Here is a 17,547-nt window from a genome sequence, read left to right on the forward strand (position 1 = left end):
ACAGTAAAAAGGAATTTTAAGTGAGTATTAACAAGCTATTAAGCGTCAATAATATTCTTTACTTGTATAAACAAGGTCGTTTTTCTGACATCAAAAAAGCTTTGATAGAGCTACAACGTGAAGAATTAACTGAAGTAGACTTACGAATTGTCAATTTTCTTGCCAATAAAGTCAGTTTAGATTTGGATCTTTCTTACTTCCGGGAAAGAAAAGATTCTGCACTCCCTGCAAGCGATGACATCAAGTTCTTCATCGTAATTCCATCGTACAATGCTGAAAAGTTCATTGAGGAAACACTAGAGTCGATTGTCGCTAACAGCTTAAACAATAAAATTGTGTTACATCTCCAGGATGGTGGCTCTAGTGACGCTACAGTTAGTATTTTTAAGCAGTTTGTCAGTAAACGTTTTAACAAGAACATAAAGGCATCTTTTAGCTTTGAAAAAGACAAGGGAATGTATGATGCGATTAACCTTGGTATAGAGTACCTCGAGAAACACTACGATGATTTCTACAATGAAAATTCTATTTTCACATGGCTGAATACAGATGACTTGCTTTCACCGAATGCCCTGACAACAGCTCGCAGTATTGTAGCAACCAATCAATATGTAAATTGGTTTACAGGAATAGGCTCAACCATAGATGAGTCAGGAGCTAGTCTTGCGACCCATGATGAGATAAAAGCATACAAGCGAGATTTGCTTATAAAAGGCTTATATGATGGGGAAACTAATCCTTATGTGCAGCAAGAAGGCACGTTCTGGAAAACTCATCTATTTAAGGTTGCAGGTAAGCTAAACGCGGAGCTAAAGCTTGCCGGGGACTGGGAACTATGGCAACGCTTTGCTCAACACGAAGCATTGATAAAGATAGATGCAGTTCTAGCCTCTCATCGCAAACACAGCAATCAGCTAAGTGTTGATCAAGAGAGTTACAAATCCGAAATTGAGGCAATTCGTAATAGCCAAAATCAGTTTGAAGCGGAAGGGAAAGATCAATCTTTAAGAGCTGTTTTCGATTCGGGAAAAAATCAGTGGAACTTGATCACTGTTTCCGAAGCGGGGACAAACAATAACTTAAAGTTATGTGATATTAGCATGCCGAAGATTAGTGTAGTCGTTCCTACTTTTAACCAAGGCAAATATATTGGCGAAACCCTACAGTCAATAGTTGATCAAAATTATCCCAATCTAGAGTTGATAGTGATAGATGGGGGCTCTACTGACCAAACAGTAGAAGTTGTAGAACAATACAATGAACACATCGATTACTTTGTTTCAGAACAAGACAAAGGGCAGAGTGATGCAATAAATAAAGGCTTTAAACAGGCAACTGGGGATGTTTATACTTGGCTCAATAGCGACGATCAATTCTTGCCCGATACATTGTTTTCCGTTGGCCTAGAGTTTTCACTAAACAAAGTTGATATGGTTATTGGTATATGCGAAGTATACCAAGATGGGAAAATTATAAATCGGCATTTAACATCGAATGACAATTTCTTCCCGCTCAGAGATATTTTAGATTTAGATTCTGGATGGAATGCTGGTCAGTTTGTTTATCAACCTGAAGCCTTTTTTACTGCAGACTTATGGCACAGAGCAGGTGGTCATGTAAAAGTCGATCATTATTACAGTATGGATTATGAGCTTTGGTCAAGATTCTCTTTATCAGAAGCTCAGATTAAAGTTATTGGCTCTTCACTTATTAATTTTAGAGCGCATGAAGAGCAGAAAACCAGTGACCCATCTAAATTCAAAAAAGAGTTGGTCCAGGTAAGACAGCGAATCATTGATGATAATAAGCTTGTTTTTCCGGAGTCAAACCGTCCAAAGCCTGACTGGTCAAGACGGCTAGTTATTGCATTTATCAATGACCACGGGTTTAAGTACGGAGCTGGAATTGCGCATAAGCGAATGTTTGCCGCTTGTGAAATGGGTAAAAATCAGTGTCGAAATTTTGAACTCAACAATTATAAAGATAAGAACGATGTTCAATACGGCAAGTTGCGAGAGGATTTACTAGATTACAATCCCGACTTAATTATAGTTGGTAACGTACATTCGGCGGGCGTTCAGGACTTAGAAGTTCTTGCAGTCACGGATAGCGTAGCTAAAACATTCTGGGTAACCCATGACTTTTGGCCACTTACCGGGCGTTGTGCTTACATGAACGGTTGTACGAAGTATCTCACAGGTTGTGACTCAACTTGTCCTACTCCTACAGAATATCCCAAATTAGCACCAAACCTGATTGCAGGATCATGGGAAGCAAAATATAGAACACTAAAACGGTTAAAAAACACTAGTATTTTGGCGAATTCTTCTTGGGCAGCAGAACAGTACCAAAAAACACTTAGCTATCATGGTGTAACAATTCCTGTTCACGAGTTTGCGCTTGGTGCTCCTCAAAATATATTCACACCTCAAGATAGGAGTAAGTGTCGTAAAAAATTTGCTCTTCCACAAGACAAGGTAGTTCTAGGAATAAGCGTTTCGTCATTAAGTGATAAACGCAAAGGTGCTCAAATTCTATTCGATGCTTTATCAAAGGTGGCTCAGCCTGAAAAATTTACTGTTCTAGTAATCGGTAATGCTGATATTGAGTTGCCTGATATTGGTATCGAATTTGTAAAGACTGGTTATGTGACAAATGAACGCTTGTTGAGTGAAGTTTATAATGCGATGGATTTATATATTGGTCCAAGTATAGAAGAAACATTTGGGCAGGTATATATCGAAGCAGGCCTTTGTGGAACTCCCTCGGTAGGACTTAAGGGATCTGGTAGTGAGTCCGCCATAGAAGATACTATTACAGGATGGTTATTAAGTAGAGGTTCAAGTACTGAAGAATTAAGAGAACTATTGAATAACATAAAATTTGATAAAGTTGAACGGTATTTAACTCATTTATATTGCTGTAATAACTTCTCGCTTGAATCACTGTATCATTCCTTATTTAACATAATGAGAAAGAAAAGTATAATTGACGATTTAAATATTCCAAACCAAATTTCCTTTGTGAAAAGTAAGATATATGGTGATAGAAAACATGGTGAAGTTGAGTATATACAAGGAGTAAGCCCGCAAGAGGGGCCTTATGACGATGGACCAAGCTTTAGTTTTCGATGGCTGCACTCTCACAGAAGTTTACTCTCAATATATAGCCGAACCGCTGGAAATCAAACCATACAACTTAAGGTTTTCAATCCGATACATGATGCTCAATATTTCTATTACAAAATAAACGAATTAGAAGGAAATAAAATAAATGTTGATAATTCCTCGGAGCTTAAAACTGTTCTAATTGACGTTGATTTGAAAGAAGGAAGTAATTTACTTGAAATATTTCCAGCTAAATTACTTGATGGCCTTGGAGGAGAGGCGCGTCAATTATCCTTCGCGTTAAACTCTATAGTCTTAATCTAGAAATGCATGTGACTGTTGAATCTAGGAATAGAAAATGTCTCAAATAATAGATAGCCTCAAAAACTGTCATCGTAATAATATTTTAGAGGGTGAAAAATGTGATATAGAACTATCGATTCCAGAAAGGTGGGAGCTGATAAGAGAAGTTTTAAATAACAAAAAAAATAAGATTTTACTGTTTATGCATATTCCAAAAACCGGAGGTACTACATTTGGAGAGAGGCTAGCTGAGGATGGCGTTGCATGTGTTTTATCTGCTGATGCTGATGACAAAACTTTTTTGGAACATTTATTTTACTTAATTCATGCGGATCAATCTAGGCCAGTCGTTGTAAGAGCGCATCATTCTTTGCGAACCTTTTTGGGAAGTGGAATAGATTTATCTAATTCAAATAAAGTTACTTTGATTTCTGCTTATCGACGTCCCATTGATGTTCATATATCTAATGTTAATATGATTGTGGAGCGTTTAAGGTTGTTTTATAAAGATCCGAAATCGTTGCCAAATAATGTTAGAGACTTTTGTGAACTTTGGGTTTCTCGATTAGGAGTTACTGATGTTCCCACTGGCTATGAGGTCATCTCTTCATCTGCTTATATAGATAATGCAGCAGGTCTTTTTTCGAACTTCTTCAACCTTGATTCTTGGCGGGAACTGATATTGAGCAGAGTGTTAAAAGTAATAAACTATACTGATTTTGATCAGATTTTCACAGAGGCTTACGGTTATTCAAAGCCACCGAGTCGAAAAAATGTGATGTCGATTAATTATTTGTCAAAGGATGACGTGGATGTTGATACGAAGATGCGTCTTACTTCTAAAGATGAACCTTATTCTAAATTTATAGAAGCAAATCTATCTGAGGCTAAAGATATTTGTAGTTTCGTTTGATATGTCTTCAAACTAAATAACAAAGCTGTCTTAAATATTAAAATTATTAAATATAGGGTGTGGATTGATGAATACAAATTATATCGTTTCCTTTCCCAGAAGTGGACATCATCGATTAATAAAAATTCTCGATATGGTTTGTGGTCTGGGTAATGATTATTGTGAGTTTTATACATGTACGAGCTATAATGGGAAAAATATAGACTGTTGCATGAGCGATAAGGGCTGGAAGAAAAAGGACTTTAGTTGTGGTGCTGATAAAAGAAACATTAAATGCCATGATTTTGATTTGAATCTAAATTATAGCGAAAGCTTTAATTACTTAGTTCAGCTTAGGCACCCTTTCCTCTCAATCGAGAGTTGGTTTGAAATGGAAAAAAGTAAGGGAAAAAATCTACCCTGCTGGGAAGAGTTTTTTGAAGAAAAAATGGAGTTTTGGGTTGATTTTATTGATAAGTGGGTATCGCGATATGGCGGTTGTGAAAATGTTCGTATTCTCAAATACGATGATATAGCTTCACCAGAAGAACTACAAGAAGTTGTTCAATTCCTAGGGTATAAAAATATAGCGGATTTTAGCAAGTTGCCTGACGGTTATTTTCAAGCTAAGCGAAATACTGTAAGTCAAACGGGGATTGATCTAAAAGAGCGTCAAAAAACTATAGCCGATAAGCTGGAAGCTATTGGCATAAAACAGTTATCGTTTTAAGCAATGGGATAAAAGGTTCGCTTCATGAAAAAAGCACTTATTACCGGTGTAACCGGCCAGGATGGCTCCTATTTAGCGGAGTTTTTGTTAGAAAAGGGATATGAAGTACACGGTATTAAGCGTCGTGCTTCGTTGTTTAACACGCAGCGCGTTGATCATATTTATCAAGATCCGCATGTAGAGCATCATAACTTTGTTTTGCATTACGGTGACTTGACCGATTCTTCGAACTTGACGCGCATTCTTCAAGAAGTTCAGCCCGACGAAGTGTACAACCTGGGCGCGCAGTCGCACGTAGCGGTAAGCTTTGAATCCCCTGAGTACACAGCGGATGTCGATGCGATGGGGACTTTGCGTATTCTCGAAGCCATTCGTTTACTGGGCCTGGAAAAGAAAACTAAGTTCTATCAGGCATCAACGTCTGAGCTTTACGGTTTAGTGCAGGAAATCCCGCAAAAGGAAACCACGCCGATGTACCCGCGCTCACCTTATGCGGTTGCCAAGCTGTACGCATACTGGATAACCATTAACTACCGTGAATCCTATGGTATGTTCGCTTGTAACGGCATTTTGTTTAACCACGAATCGCCGCGCCGTGGCGAAACCTTCGTTACCCGCAAAATCACTCGTGGCTTAGCTAACATCGCTCAGGGTTTAGAGCAATGCCTGTATATGGGTAACATGGACGCCTTACGAGATTGGGGTCATGCTAAAGACTACGTGCGTATGCAATGGATGATGTTGCAACAAGAGCAGCCGGAAGACTTTGTTATCGCTACCGGCGTGCAGTATTCCGTGCGTGAGTTCATTACCTGGTCTGCTAAAGAGTTGGGCATTACCTTGCGGTTTGAAGGCGAAGGCGTTGACGAACAAGGTATCGTTGCAGCCGTTGAAGGCGACGACGCGCCAAACGTTAAGGTTGGCGATGTACTGGTGAAAGTCGACCCGCGTTATTTCCGCCCGGCTGAGGTGGAAACGCTGTTGGGTGACCCGAGCAAAGCCAAAGAAAAACTCGGTTGGACCCCAGAAATCACCACCCAGGAAATGTGTGCCGAAATGGTCGCCGAAGACCTGAAAGTCGCCAAACGCCATGCGTTGTTGAAAGAGCATGGGTATGAAGTTCCGGTATCGGTAGAGTAAGTTATGGCAACTATGAAAAACATTTTTGTCGCCGGTCACAACGGTATGGTCGGCTCTGCCATAGTTCGCCAATTGCAACAGCAGGACGATGTTAATGTCATCACCCGGTCTCGGAGCGAACTGAATTTATTGGACCAAAAAGCAGTACAGGCTTTTTTTGAGTCCGAATCTATCGACCAGGTGTATCTGGCGGCCGCTAAAGTCGGCGGTATTATCGCCAATAACACCTATCCGGCAGAGTTTATCTACGAAAACCTGATGATAGAATCGAACATCATTCACTCAGCGCATCAGGCAGATGTTCAGCAACTGCTGTTTTTAGGCTCGTCGTGCATTTACCCGAAACTGGCTGAGCAACCTATGCGCGAAGACGCACTGCTAACCGGGACACTCGAGCCAACCAACGAGCCTTATGCTATTGCTAAAATCGCCGGCATTAAACTGTGCGAAAGCTATAACCGCCAGTATGGCCGTGATTACCGCTCGGTTATGCCAACCAATTTGTACGGTCCGAATGATAACTTCCACCCCCAAAACAGTCATGTGATACCAGCACTGCTGCGCCGCTTCCACGAAGCTAAAGAGCGTGGCGATGCGACTGTGACAGCCTGGGGCAGTGGCTCACCGATGCGTGAGTTTTTGCACGTTGACGATATGGCGGCAGCCAGTGTGTTCGTGATGAACCTGGACAACGACACCTACCAACAACATACCCAACCGATGTTAAGCCACATTAACGTGGGCACCGGTGTCGATTGCACCATTAAAGAGCTGACCGAAACCGTTGCGAAAGTCGTTGGCTTCGAAGGCAGCATCGAATGGGATACCTCAAAACCTGACGGCGCGCCTCGTAAACTGATGGACGTATCACGGCTGCGTAACCTCGGTTGGAGTTACTCCATCGACCTGGAAGACGGCTTGCGGGATGCCTATCAGTGGTTCTTGGATAATCAGGAGAGCTTTCGGGGGTAGACTATGTTTTTAGAAAAACCTGACTTTACCCAAGTCATCGCCAACACCCCATTAGTTTCCATTGACCTTGTGGTGAAAAATCCACAGGGTCAATTTCTTTTGGGCTGGCGCAAAAATCGGCCGGCAAAGAATTTCTGGTTTGTACCCGGCGGTCGTATTCAAAAAAATGAACGCTTGGACGATGCCTTTCTGCGTTTAACCGAGGCCGAGTTAGGGCAGCGTATTGCAATGAGTGATGCCAAGTGGAAAGGTCTATACGAGCACTTTTACGACGACTTTGTGTTTAGTGATGAGACCGATGAGCAGGTGTCAACGCACTACGTGGTGTTGGCTTTTGAAGTCACGATAGATTCAGACGATATCGAGCTACCCAAAGGCCAGCATACTGACTACCGCTGGGTAAGTGCGGAAGAGATACTGGCCGATGGAAAGGTGCATAAGCACAGTCGGTGGTACTTTGAGTAACTTGCGCATGATGCGCAAGCTACGGAAAAATTAAAGAAGCAATCAAGATGATTACGACGTATCAAAACGGTAGTTGTGTATTTAAAGTGTGTCACCAACGAGCGCAGATTTTGTCCTGGCGGCCAGTCGGTCACAAAGACGTGCTGTGGTGCACCGATGAGCAATTTATCTCGCTGGATAAACCCATTCGCGGTGGTATACCGCTGTGTTGGCCGTGGTTTGCGAAAGGCGATAATGACGACTTCACACCGTCGCATGGTTTTGCGCGCCTGGCCGACTGGAAGCTAGTAACCGACGAGAAGATTAATACCGGCGCTCATCACCTGGTGTATCAACTGACCGATGAACAGGCGAGCTCATCGCATTACCTGCACGATTTTGTATTGACGCTTGAGTATTTGATTGGCGAAACGCTAACCATGTCACTGATGGTGCAAGCACGACAAAGTAAAAGCGTCCCACCGTCGTTTGGCGCACTGCACAGCTATTTTAACCTAGGCGATATAGAACAAACCGCCATCGAAGGACTTGGCAGGCAATCGATTGATAACCTTGACGACTTCAAACGGGTGGAAGAGCCAGAGCAAGTAACCATCGAAGGCCCCACCGAAAAGCGCTTTCCTTATGGTAAAAACGCACGTCAGCAAATACAGATCCACGATAAAGCCAACCAACGACGTATTATGGTCACTCAAAATGGCCACAGTGACACCATGTTGTGGTCACCCTGGACCGAAACCGGACGCTCTCTAAAAGATACTCACACTGATGCCTATAAACACTTTGTTTGTGTAGAAGCAGCGTCAATTTCACGGCCGATACAGGGACATATGAGTTTGCAGATTGAGGTGAGGTAAATAGCATTAAGCACATATTTAAAATGTAAAAATAATGTGGTTAAATACACTCTTGATAAATTAGGCATCATTTCAGGGACAGAAACATGAAACAAGCCAGTCGCCAAATCGTGGCCGATACACTGCAAGGCGAAATAGATCAGCAAGCGCAAGCCTTATTGCAGCAATTTGAGCAACACCAAAGTGTGGGTCAGGCACAACAAACCGCGCTGGCTTCGCTGGTCGATTTTGCTAACCAACAATTATTGCAATCAGCACAGCGCTTTGACCAATTAAAACTGAAAATTACACCGCCTTCGCAGCAGCCCCAAAAGCTTTACCGACAAATCAAGCTAGGTGCACGGGATATCGTGTTTTCACCAGCGATTTATAAAGTCGAAAAAGACGGTAAAGGGCGTGAGTATGGCTGGTTGGGTAAACAAAAGCATTTACAGTTAAACGTTGCTATTGATCGTTCACGCGCACGTCAGGTCAAACTAAAGCTATTAAAAACGATCGATTCAGGAATAGCCCAAAAATTGGCGATAACAGCCGATGGCAAGCAGCTAGAAACGGCAGTAAAAAAAGGCAATTTTACTGAAATTACCGCGCGATTGGCGCGCTCCAGCAGTGGACATTACACGCAACTCGCTATAACGTTGCCTTATACAAAGTCTCCCGCAGAGGTTGAAGGTAGTAAGGATAAGCGGCAGCTAGGGATTGCACTGCATTCGATCTTTATTTGGTAATAAAAAATATAACGACAGGGCAAAACAATGACAAAAAGCACCGCGGCATTTCACATTGAACGCTACCAAAATGGTAATTTAATTGGTTGGGCATTTGACAAATCTAAGCCAGAAAAAAGCTTATCGATTAAAGTTTATGTTAATGGCCAATTATTTACCGAGAGTGCAGCCGACATTAAACGCGATGATCTTAAAGAAGCCGGTATGGGTAATGGCCAACATGCCTTTAAAATCCCCGTGCGCGAACTAACTGCCACTGCAGGTGAGTACACCTTTACCCTAAAAGATCCGCAAGACAATGACATGCAGGGAGATGCTTTTGTTGTTCGCGTACACGAAGATTTCGCTGCAGCAGGTAAAGGCGCGTTAGCTCAAGATACAAAAGAAACATTGGCCGCCATTAAAGTTGAACAACAACGCCTAAACGAAGAGTTGTTTGCTGCCATAGAAGAAGCTGCTAACCCTCATCAACACTTAGAAATTGTAATACAACACTTAACCAGTAGCTTAGCGCGTCTTAATGTCAGTGCCACGGCGTTAGAGAATATTGTAGCGGCTGATAAGGCAGAGGTGAAAGCACCTGCCGAGCTTAGTAGTAGCGCTTCTGACAGTAACGTAATGAAGTTTAAAGATACATTACTGTTGGACGCCTCTCACTTTGAAGAAGCAGATAATTTTTATTCGCTGGAAAAGAATAAAGATAACAAACCCTATCGCTGGACAGGTCCAGAAGCCGTAAATACTTTTTTATTGCCGGTTAGTCGAGATAACAAGAAAACGCTAAAAATACGGCTGTTTAGTACCGTAGATGGTGATGTTCTCAAAGCGTTAAAAATAGAGGTTGACGGTAAAGAGCTGCCACATGAGACAGCGTATGAAGGTAATACCATCGTGTTAACCAGTGCCCTCGAGAAACAAGAAAAATCTGGCTCGACACAGGTTAAATTGAAATTGGCCAAAACCATCTCGCCAGAGCAATTAGGTACATCCAATGACAAACGCTTGTTAGGCGTTGCGTTTAATTCCGTAGAAATCGTTTAAATTTAGTGGGTAGCGTTTTATGAAGTTTATAAAAGGAAGTAAAAAGGCTGATGGGAAAAAAGTCAGCCAACCAATCAAAGGGATGATTGAAAACTATGACAATGGTTTTGTATCAGGGTGGGTCTTTAACCCTACCCAGCCCGATGAACACGTAGACTTTTATATAGAAGTTGACGGCCAAGTTGTTGCTGAAGCCACCGCCGATAGTTATCGTGAAGATCTTGAACAGGCTGGGCTGGGTAACGGAGAGCATTTTTTTCGCGTTCCTATAAAAGAGCATCTATTAGGCTATGGCGCCTTTGAGCTGACATTGCGCAATATCGACGGCACCGATATTCAAGCAAAAACCTATCCCATCGAGTTAAGCCAACCGATGGTAAAAGCACGCTTTATGGATGCTAATAGCTTTAACATTCATTTCGAGGTGCATTCACATGGTGTCGATCAGCATGTGAATATCGCAATGAGCGTAGACGGTGAATTTCATCATAAGCAAGCCGTACATATTCAGCCGGGTGTTCATTCCCTTCATTTAGCTGTGCCAAAAAACTTAGTGGACAACGTCCCACGGTTGATATCTATAGGCATTGAAGGGCAAAAGGAACTGCTTTGGGAAGGACGACTGCGCTTTCCATTTACTTTGACGCCGCCCGAGTATCTTCGTGATGCCCATAAAACTGCCGGTCTGATTGGTCTACCAGCACAAGCTCAATATCGTTACGAAGCGTTAAAACTTTGGCTGGATACGGATATTAATACTGAACAGCTGAGTAACCTCAAAACCGCACATTCGGTTGTTGTAGAAGGATGGGAAAAACGGAAAAAGTTTCCAAAACTGGAGCTGCCACGTGTTGATAAGCCGGTTGTGAGCATTATCATTCCGGCATACAACAAATTTGCGATTACCTACCACACCATTGCATCAATTATTCTTGCGTTTGACCGCACCCCATACGAGGTTATCGTTGCTGACGATTGTTCTACTGACGAAACCACCGAAGTAGAGGACATCATTAAAAACGTGCGAGCTGTGCACAACGAAGAAAACATGATGTTCTTAAAAAGCTGTAACAACGCTGCTAAACATGCCAAGGGTGAATACCTGTTATTTTTGAACAATGACACAGAAGTAACATCCTTTTGGTTAGAAGAGCTGATTGCACCATTCAAGCAAAACAAGGTTGGTGTTACCGGTAGTAAATTATTAAACCAAGACGGAACACTGCAAGAGGCAGGCGGCATCATTTGGGACAACGGTATCCCGTGGAATGTTGGTAACGGTGATAACCCTCGTAACCCAGAATATGACTACCTCCGTGATGCCGATTATGTCAGTGGCGCCTCGCTGTGTGTAAAACGGACGGTTTGGGAAGAAGTCGGCGGTTTTAGCAGTTACTTAGAGCCCGCCTACTTTGAAGATACTGATATTGCTTTCAAAGTACGTGAAGCCGGCTATCGCGTGGTTTACGCACCGCAGTCAGAAGTGTTTCACTTTGAAGGGATGTCGCATGGGCGCGATGTTAAAAAAGGCGTAAAACGCTATCAAGAAGTTAACAAAAAGAAATTCGCGCAAAAATGGGCTAAAGCGTTTGCTCATAATGGTAAAGAAGGTCAGTTCTTAAACAAAGAAAAAGATCGTGCGATCAATCAACGAATCTTGGTGATTGACTATACAGCACCCCGTGCCTCAGATGCAGCAGGAGCGTATGCGGCAATCGAAGAAATCAAACTGATGCAAGGTTTGGGTTTCAAGGTGACCTTTATATGCGACAACCTGGCCTATTTAGGCGCTACTACGGTTGACTTGCAGCGGATGGGCGTCGAAGTTTTGTTTGCCCCTTTTTATACCAGTGTTAATGATGTGTTGGAACGCCGCGTGTGGGAATTTGATGCGGTATATATTACCCGGTATACGGTCGCAGAAAAATGTCTGCCGCAAATTAAGCAAATGGCACCTGATTTGCCGGTGTTATTTAACAATGCGGACTTACACTTTTTACGAGAGCTACGCGCTGCGTTAAATGCCGACGCGGGGCTTTCTGATGAGGAAAAACAGCGGGCCTTAGAACAAGCGATTGATACGCGTAATCGGGAATTGAAGATTTGCCAGCAAGCCGATGCGGTGTTGTGCTACAACACCACCGAACATGCCGTGATTACATCACACATTTTAGAAGCGGATAAATTGCACGTTACTCCGTGGGTGTTACAAGAAAAGCCTAAAGGCCCGAATATGGCAGCCCGTGAAGGTATTTCGTTCTTAGGCGGATACAGCCACATGCCAAACATTGATGCGGTGGAGTACATTGCTGAAAAAGTGATGCCACTGCTAGCGAAAAAGCGCCCGGATATTACGCTATACGTTTATGGTTCTAATATGCCGGAGGCGTTCGAAGAACTTGAGGCAGAAAACGTTAAAATGGTTGGTTTTGCCGAAGATCTTGATGATGTATTTTTACAGCATCGAATTTTTGTCGCACCACTGCTTTCAGGCGCTGGCATTAAAGGCAAGGTGCTTGAGGCCATGGCTTACGGAACGCCAACGGTATTAACCGAAGTTGCTGCCGAAGGCACGGGCTTAACCCATGCTGTTTCTACGTTAATAGCACAGAAGCCTGAAGAGTGGGTTGATGCTATTATCAAATTATATGACGATGAAACACTGTGGCAACAGTTTGCAGATAATTCAGCGACACTGGTAAAAGAAAAATTCTCTTACGAGCATGGCCTGAAACAATTTGCAGAGATCTTTGCTAGTGTTGGTGTGTATGCACGCACCTAGTGTGCTAGTATAATCACTGTTGTAAGGGCGTCACTCCATGACGCCCTTGTTATATGAGCCACCTAGGATTGCGTAGATGAGAACAGTTATTTTTCATTATCACCTCTTTAAAAATGCGGGTACATCGTTGGATGCGGCTTTTAAAGAAAACTTTAGTGAAGAAAAGGGCGAGTGGGTTACTAAAGAATTCCCAGCTAATCGCCGTCAGAATCAGGAACAGGTAAAGCAATGGATTATAGATAATCCACAAGCGAAGTGCTTCTCTTCGCATACGGCTCAATTGCCACCCCCTCAAATCGATGGTGTGCGTGTTTTACCTGTGTTGTTTATCAGACATCCTATTGACCGGATTGCGTCAGCTTATTCCTTTGAAACAAAACAACCCGGTAATTCGGTCGGTGCAGTAATCGCAAGGAATACTGATTTAAAAGGTTATGTTGAAATTCGTATAGCAATACCTAATGATGGGCAGTGTCAAAACTTCCATACATCTCGTCTATCCCAGTATCGACAAGACCCCAACAAAACTGCACTAGATAATGCTAAATTCGCACTAGAGAACCTCTATTTCGTCGGTGTCGTTGAACATTTTAATGATTCAATAGCAAAACTTGAGCAACAGCTACGCAATGACGGCTTTAACAATATAGCGCTTAAACCAAAAGCGCATAACACCTCGCGGAGTTATAAGTCGTCGTTGGAAGAAAAGCTCGAGGAGATACGCGCGAAAGTTGGTGATGAGACGTACGAAAAACTAAATGAAGAAAATTTGAGTGATCTAACACTGCATCAAGAATTAGTTTCAAGGTTTTAAATAAAAAGAAAAAATTATGCATGATAAAAGTATAGTAGACTCTCAATTTAAATCGTACGTAGAAAAGTTTGATTATATTTCAATAGCAGACTTAATAACTTATAAAGGTAGTGAAAACTCTTATTTAGAATATATTACAGATAATCATGCACACTTGCTACGTCAAAAATTGCTAATAAAAATTGAAAGTAACACGCCTTTCTCTTACGTGCGAATGGGAGATGGAGAGGGCAATTGTTTATTTTATAAAAAGTATGAAGATAAATTCAATATCTTGGCGAAGTTCTGCATGGACCGCATTTGGCGATTAATGTTTGGCAGGGTGAAATATAAAACTGAAGATTTTAAAAACATAAGCCAAAAAATTGCAGAGGCTTTCGTTTCTGCTGATTTTCTTGGTGTACATACGGATAATCAAGTTGAAAAGGCGATAAAATCTTTAAGTGTTATATCTGCGGAAACCGACGTAAGAGGAATGTGTGGTGTTCTGTCAACTAGAGACTTTTTGATTAAAAGTATTAATGATGAAGATAAAAGGGTTAAGGAAGTTAACTTAGCTTCGTGTCATTCACACAAATTAGTATCAGATTTTTTTTGCGATTTAGTAAAAGCTGCAGGTAATGTATCAGTTATAAGCTGTTATGTAGAAAGTTTAGCTGCTCTTCACCAATATTGCGGTGTCAAAAAAGGATTTAACTACATAATTCCACCTCAGGCATTAAATGTTGGTGGGACTCCAGAAGAACACCATTTTCCAGGAGTCTTTCAAAAAATATTAATTTCGATAAGGCAATCTGACTTGAAAGGTAAACTTTTTTTTGTCGCAGCTGGAATACTCGGGAAGATATACTGTACAGAAATAAAAAAGGCTGGAGGAATGGCTATTGACGTTGGCAGTATGATGGATGTGTGGATGGGGCACTCGGTTAGAGGTTATCAAAACGCTGAATATTTAAAGTTACATTCTTTGATAAAGTAATTTAAAACCTGAATTTAAAAAAGTAAGACCTATGAAGTCAACTAAAATTGAAAAAACGCCATTAAGTTTAACAGATATAAAGTATCGAACTCCTCCCTTCGATAAAAAGAGGCTATTAGGGGTTGGGCACCCTCGCTTTGGCTCAGGTTATTTATCTAAAGTCCTTTCTGCTGCAGGTCTACAAGTTGGGCATGAGAGAGTGAGAGCTGACGGGGCGGTCAGTTGGATGTTTGCAGTAAGTGATTGGGTTTACCCTTATGGAGATAGACATAGTGGCCATTACACAAGCTTTGAATTTAACTTTATATTCATAAGAAATCCATTTTCAGCGCTACCAAGCTGTGTAAGAGAGAATAGAGCGGTAAATTCCTTTAAGTTTAGAAGATGGCATATATATAACGCATTCGGTGTGGACATAAATGAATTTGAAAATGAATTTGATCGGGCTGCTATAAGCATAATTTATTGGTATAAATTATGCGAGCAAGCTAACCCACAAACATTTGTTAATATCGATAATAAGGAAAGTCTCAGAGGTTTTTTGGCAGCTTGTGGAGTGCATGATAATGAATTAATTGAAGAGGCCTTAAAAATCCCATCATCTAATACTTCTGCTCAGAAGTGGGGCATAGCTCAGCATGAGCGAATTTTATCAAAAGAGACTTTAAAGAAAATGTCGCCTATGGTTCTTGAAAAGCTTATAGCGTTAGCAGAAACTTATGGCTACGTAGAGTATGTGAAAACTCTCAAAAACACACTCTAAAACAGTCTGATTATCGTCCAGTATAAATTAAACTCGCGTGGTAATAGAGATTAAATAACCCGAATTAAATCAATAGTTAAGAGTTGAAGGTAATCGTAACTTGAATCATACGTATTCAGCCATGCTTTAAAATTATTGGGTATCATCAAGTTTAATCTACAAGCAGGTAGCATGATGTATGTAGTGTCAATTACCAGGGCTGGTAAAATAGCAGATGAAATTCATCTGCCCTAGAAAAACTCTATGGCTAATGTGTGCGGCTAGTTACGCGTAGAGTCTGGGCTAAACTACTCAATAGAAACACCGCTATGATTGTTTCAGTTTTCAGTTGAAGCTACGAAATTCGAGTCAAATCTTTTACACTGCTGTACTGAGTAATTTCTTACTTATCCTTTTTAACAACACCCCAAAAAAGGTATCATGACACATTAGTGACAGTCATTGTGCTGTTTGGGAATGGTACCTCTACTTTTTGTTAGGTCAGCTAAGTACTTAAGGCCACAGTCAAAAAATTTTAAAGGATTATTGATAGCCTCAATGACGATATTACTTCGCGCGATAAAAAAAATTGTCAATCATCTCGGCCTTGCCCGCCCAGAAATTTCGGAACTACTCCCTAGTCTAGGTTACTTTGGTGGTGAACAGTCAATTGCGTTAACACTGAATGTGAATGAGCGTTTGTCTAGTGTTCGTTTAACACGAATGGGGGCGCAACGCGATTTCTTAAACCTCATGGGGATTACGCTGGTTTTAGCGGACGGTAATAATTGCCAGCTACAACACATTGATGAGGTTGTTGTTAGTAGTTGTCGTGAAGGGGCAGATCCGACACGCTTGCTACGACACGAAAAATTTCATACCAAGGCTGAAATCACGCCGTGGTGGCAAGTCAACTTCAAATTCCCTTTGGATATTAAACAAATCATTGTGCATAATCGCCCTGACCAATGGGGTAAACGGAGTGATCAACTACAGGTCTCTGCAGAGCGGGTAACCGGGTCAACGACAGTGATTTACCATCGTGAGATCAGTGAAATAAAGCAGTCATTGACAGCCCCATTACGAGCGTTATTCCCGCTGTCCCGCAGGGGGTATAATCGGGTGAAGTTATTGCGGGACATGGTAACACAGTTAGACAAGCAACTCGCTGAGGGTAAAATGCGACCCGTTGCCGATATTTTACCGTTTATGCAAGCCACACGATTGTGGTCTGGTTCTGTGGTCGATGATAACTTGGAACTGCGGATTTTAGCGCACTTATTATCTTCTGCTTGGTTTAGTCGTCACCGGATTAACCCCAAAGAGTTTGCGTTATTATTAGGCTCTAAACGACGTGTAAAAGAGCTGGAAGCTAACATCAATGAAATACGCAACCAGCTTGCTCTACCACAAGTTATGATCACTAAACATGGTGTTGCACCACAAAGTAAGTTGATGACAGATCCTCAGCGCACGGTCAGCACAATGAAAAAGATCATGACCGATTTAAAGTCACTCGGTTTTGAGCCAATGCTTGCTTACGGTACCTTGTTAGGCGCAGTACGTGACCATGGGTTTATTCCACACGATGATGATGTTGATATTTTAGTGGGTGTTGAAGCAAGTAATAAAGTTCAAGCTGAGCATCAGATGAACAAACTGTGCCAACAGATGCGCCAAAAAGGCTACCGAATTGGGGCAGAAAACCGCAATTTAAACCGGCATATACGTGACACGGTAACCGGTTTTGTGCTGGATGTTTTTCCTTTTTGGCAACAAGACGGCCAGACAATGTTACATATGGAAAAAATGAAGGTGCGTGGTATTGCAACGGATATCTTGGCTGAACAAAGCGAACTCGTTTTTTATGGTGAACACTTTGCTATACCACATAAACCCGAAGCGTTTTTACAGGAGCGCTACGGTGATGGTTGGTCTACACCGGATGCTTTCCATGAGTGGCCTTGGTCGCTTGACGACGGAGAACAATAAAAG

The 17,547-nt window shown here is 41.8% G+C and carries 14 protein-coding genes; all 14 read left to right on the forward strand.

Annotated features, from left to right (window positions below; translation table 11 throughout):
• The first annotated feature begins 20 nt into the window (after positions 1–20).
• The 14 genes from KZ771_RS14140 (at position 21) to KZ771_RS14205 (ending at position 17,544) form a co-directional block, all read left to right on the forward strand.
• Positions 21–3,431 (forward strand): glycosyltransferase, encoded by a 3,411-nt coding sequence (locus tag KZ771_RS14140; protein ID WP_290653985.1) that lies wholly within the window; start codon positions 21–23, stop codon positions 3,429–3,431.
• Between the two features lie 34 nt (positions 3,432–3,465).
• Positions 3,466–4,323, forward strand: a complete 858-nt coding sequence (locus KZ771_RS14145) for a hypothetical protein (RefSeq protein ID WP_290653986.1) — start codon at positions 3,466–3,468, stop codon at positions 4,321–4,323.
• Positions 4,324–4,390: 67 nt separating this feature from the next.
• Positions 4,391–5,032, forward strand: coding sequence for a hypothetical protein (locus tag KZ771_RS14150; protein ID WP_290653987.1), 642 nt, complete (start codon positions 4,391–4,393; stop codon positions 5,030–5,032).
• A 24-nt stretch (positions 5,033–5,056) separates the two neighbouring features.
• Positions 5,057–6,172 (forward strand): GDP-mannose 4,6-dehydratase, encoded by a 1,116-nt coding sequence (gene gmd, locus KZ771_RS14155; RefSeq protein ID WP_290653988.1) that lies wholly within the window; start codon positions 5,057–5,059, stop codon positions 6,170–6,172.
• Positions 6,173–6,184: 12 nt separating this feature from the next.
• Positions 6,185–7,144, forward strand: coding sequence for a GDP-L-fucose synthase (locus KZ771_RS14160; RefSeq protein ID WP_290654868.1), 960 nt, complete (start codon positions 6,185–6,187; stop codon positions 7,142–7,144).
• Between the two features lie 3 nt (positions 7,145–7,147).
• The gene (locus KZ771_RS14165) at positions 7,148–7,609 is read left to right on the forward strand and encodes a GDP-mannose mannosyl hydrolase (RefSeq protein ID WP_290653989.1); all 462 of its coding nucleotides are present in this window, start codon (positions 7,148–7,150) and stop codon (positions 7,607–7,609) included.
• Positions 7,610–7,656: 47 nt separating this feature from the next.
• The gene (locus KZ771_RS14170) at positions 7,657–8,466 is read left to right on the forward strand and encodes a D-hexose-6-phosphate mutarotase (RefSeq protein WP_290653990.1); all 810 of its coding nucleotides are present in this window, start codon (positions 7,657–7,659) and stop codon (positions 8,464–8,466) included.
• 86 nt (positions 8,467–8,552) lie between these two features.
• The gene (locus tag KZ771_RS14175; protein ID WP_290653991.1) at positions 8,553–9,194 is read left to right on the forward strand and encodes a hypothetical protein; all 642 of its coding nucleotides are present in this window, start codon (positions 8,553–8,555) and stop codon (positions 9,192–9,194) included.
• A 27-nt stretch (positions 9,195–9,221) separates the two neighbouring features.
• Positions 9,222–10,235: a hypothetical protein gene (locus KZ771_RS14180; RefSeq protein ID WP_290653992.1), complete on the forward strand. Its 1,014-nt coding sequence runs from the start codon at positions 9,222–9,224 to the stop codon at positions 10,233–10,235.
• A 19-nt stretch (positions 10,236–10,254) separates the two neighbouring features.
• On the forward strand, positions 10,255–13,017 hold the full coding sequence (locus tag KZ771_RS14185) for a glycosyltransferase (RefSeq protein WP_290653993.1): 2,763 nt from the start codon (positions 10,255–10,257) through the stop codon (positions 13,015–13,017).
• Positions 13,018–13,093: 76 nt separating this feature from the next.
• Entirely contained in the window at positions 13,094–13,831 is a 738-nt protein-coding gene (locus KZ771_RS14190; RefSeq protein ID WP_290653994.1) for a sulfotransferase family 2 domain-containing protein, read from the forward strand.
• Positions 13,832–13,847: 16 nt separating this feature from the next.
• Positions 13,848–14,810, forward strand: coding sequence for a hypothetical protein (locus tag KZ771_RS14195; RefSeq protein WP_290653995.1), 963 nt, complete (start codon positions 13,848–13,850; stop codon positions 14,808–14,810).
• A 31-nt stretch (positions 14,811–14,841) separates the two neighbouring features.
• On the forward strand, positions 14,842–15,573 hold the full coding sequence (locus KZ771_RS14200) for a hypothetical protein (protein WP_290571054.1): 732 nt from the start codon (positions 14,842–14,844) through the stop codon (positions 15,571–15,573).
• A 537-nt stretch (positions 15,574–16,110) separates the two neighbouring features.
• Entirely contained in the window at positions 16,111–17,544 is a 1,434-nt protein-coding gene (locus KZ771_RS14205; protein WP_290571056.1) for a LicD family protein, read from the forward strand.
• Positions 17,545–17,547 lie beyond the last annotated feature (3 nt).

The sequence above is a fragment of the Idiomarina sp. genome, assembly GCF_019431395.1.
Taxonomy (GTDB): domain Bacteria; phylum Pseudomonadota; class Gammaproteobacteria; order Enterobacterales; family Alteromonadaceae; genus Idiomarina.

Coding starts and splice junctions, on each gene's coding strand:
- KZ771_RS14145 (WP_290653986.1), top strand. CDS start 3,466: ATGTCTCAAATAATAGATAGCCTCAAAAACTGTCATCGTAATAATATT.
- KZ771_RS14150 (WP_290653987.1), top strand. CDS start 4,391: ATGAATACAAATTATATCGTTTCCTTTCCCAGAAGTGGACATCATCGA.
- gmd (WP_290653988.1), top strand. CDS start 5,057: ATGAAAAAAGCACTTATTACCGGTGTAACCGGCCAGGATGGCTCCTAT.
- KZ771_RS14160 (WP_290654868.1), top strand. CDS start 6,185: ATGAAAAACATTTTTGTCGCCGGTCACAACGGTATGGTCGGCTCTGCC.
- KZ771_RS14165 (WP_290653989.1), top strand. CDS start 7,148: ATGTTTTTAGAAAAACCTGACTTTACCCAAGTCATCGCCAACACCCCA.
- KZ771_RS14170 (WP_290653990.1), top strand. CDS start 7,657: ATGATTACGACGTATCAAAACGGTAGTTGTGTATTTAAAGTGTGTCAC.
- KZ771_RS14175 (WP_290653991.1), top strand. CDS start 8,553: ATGAAACAAGCCAGTCGCCAAATCGTGGCCGATACACTGCAAGGCGAA.
- KZ771_RS14180 (WP_290653992.1), top strand. CDS start 9,222: ATGACAAAAAGCACCGCGGCATTTCACATTGAACGCTACCAAAATGGT.
- KZ771_RS14185 (WP_290653993.1), top strand. CDS start 10,255: ATGAAGTTTATAAAAGGAAGTAAAAAGGCTGATGGGAAAAAAGTCAGC.
- KZ771_RS14190 (WP_290653994.1), top strand. CDS start 13,094: ATGAGAACAGTTATTTTTCATTATCACCTCTTTAAAAATGCGGGTACA.
- KZ771_RS14195 (WP_290653995.1), top strand. CDS start 13,848: ATGCATGATAAAAGTATAGTAGACTCTCAATTTAAATCGTACGTAGAA.
- KZ771_RS14200 (WP_290571054.1), top strand. CDS start 14,842: ATGAAGTCAACTAAAATTGAAAAAACGCCATTAAGTTTAACAGATATA.
- KZ771_RS14205 (WP_290571056.1), top strand. CDS start 16,111: ATGACGATATTACTTCGCGCGATAAAAAAAATTGTCAATCATCTCGGC.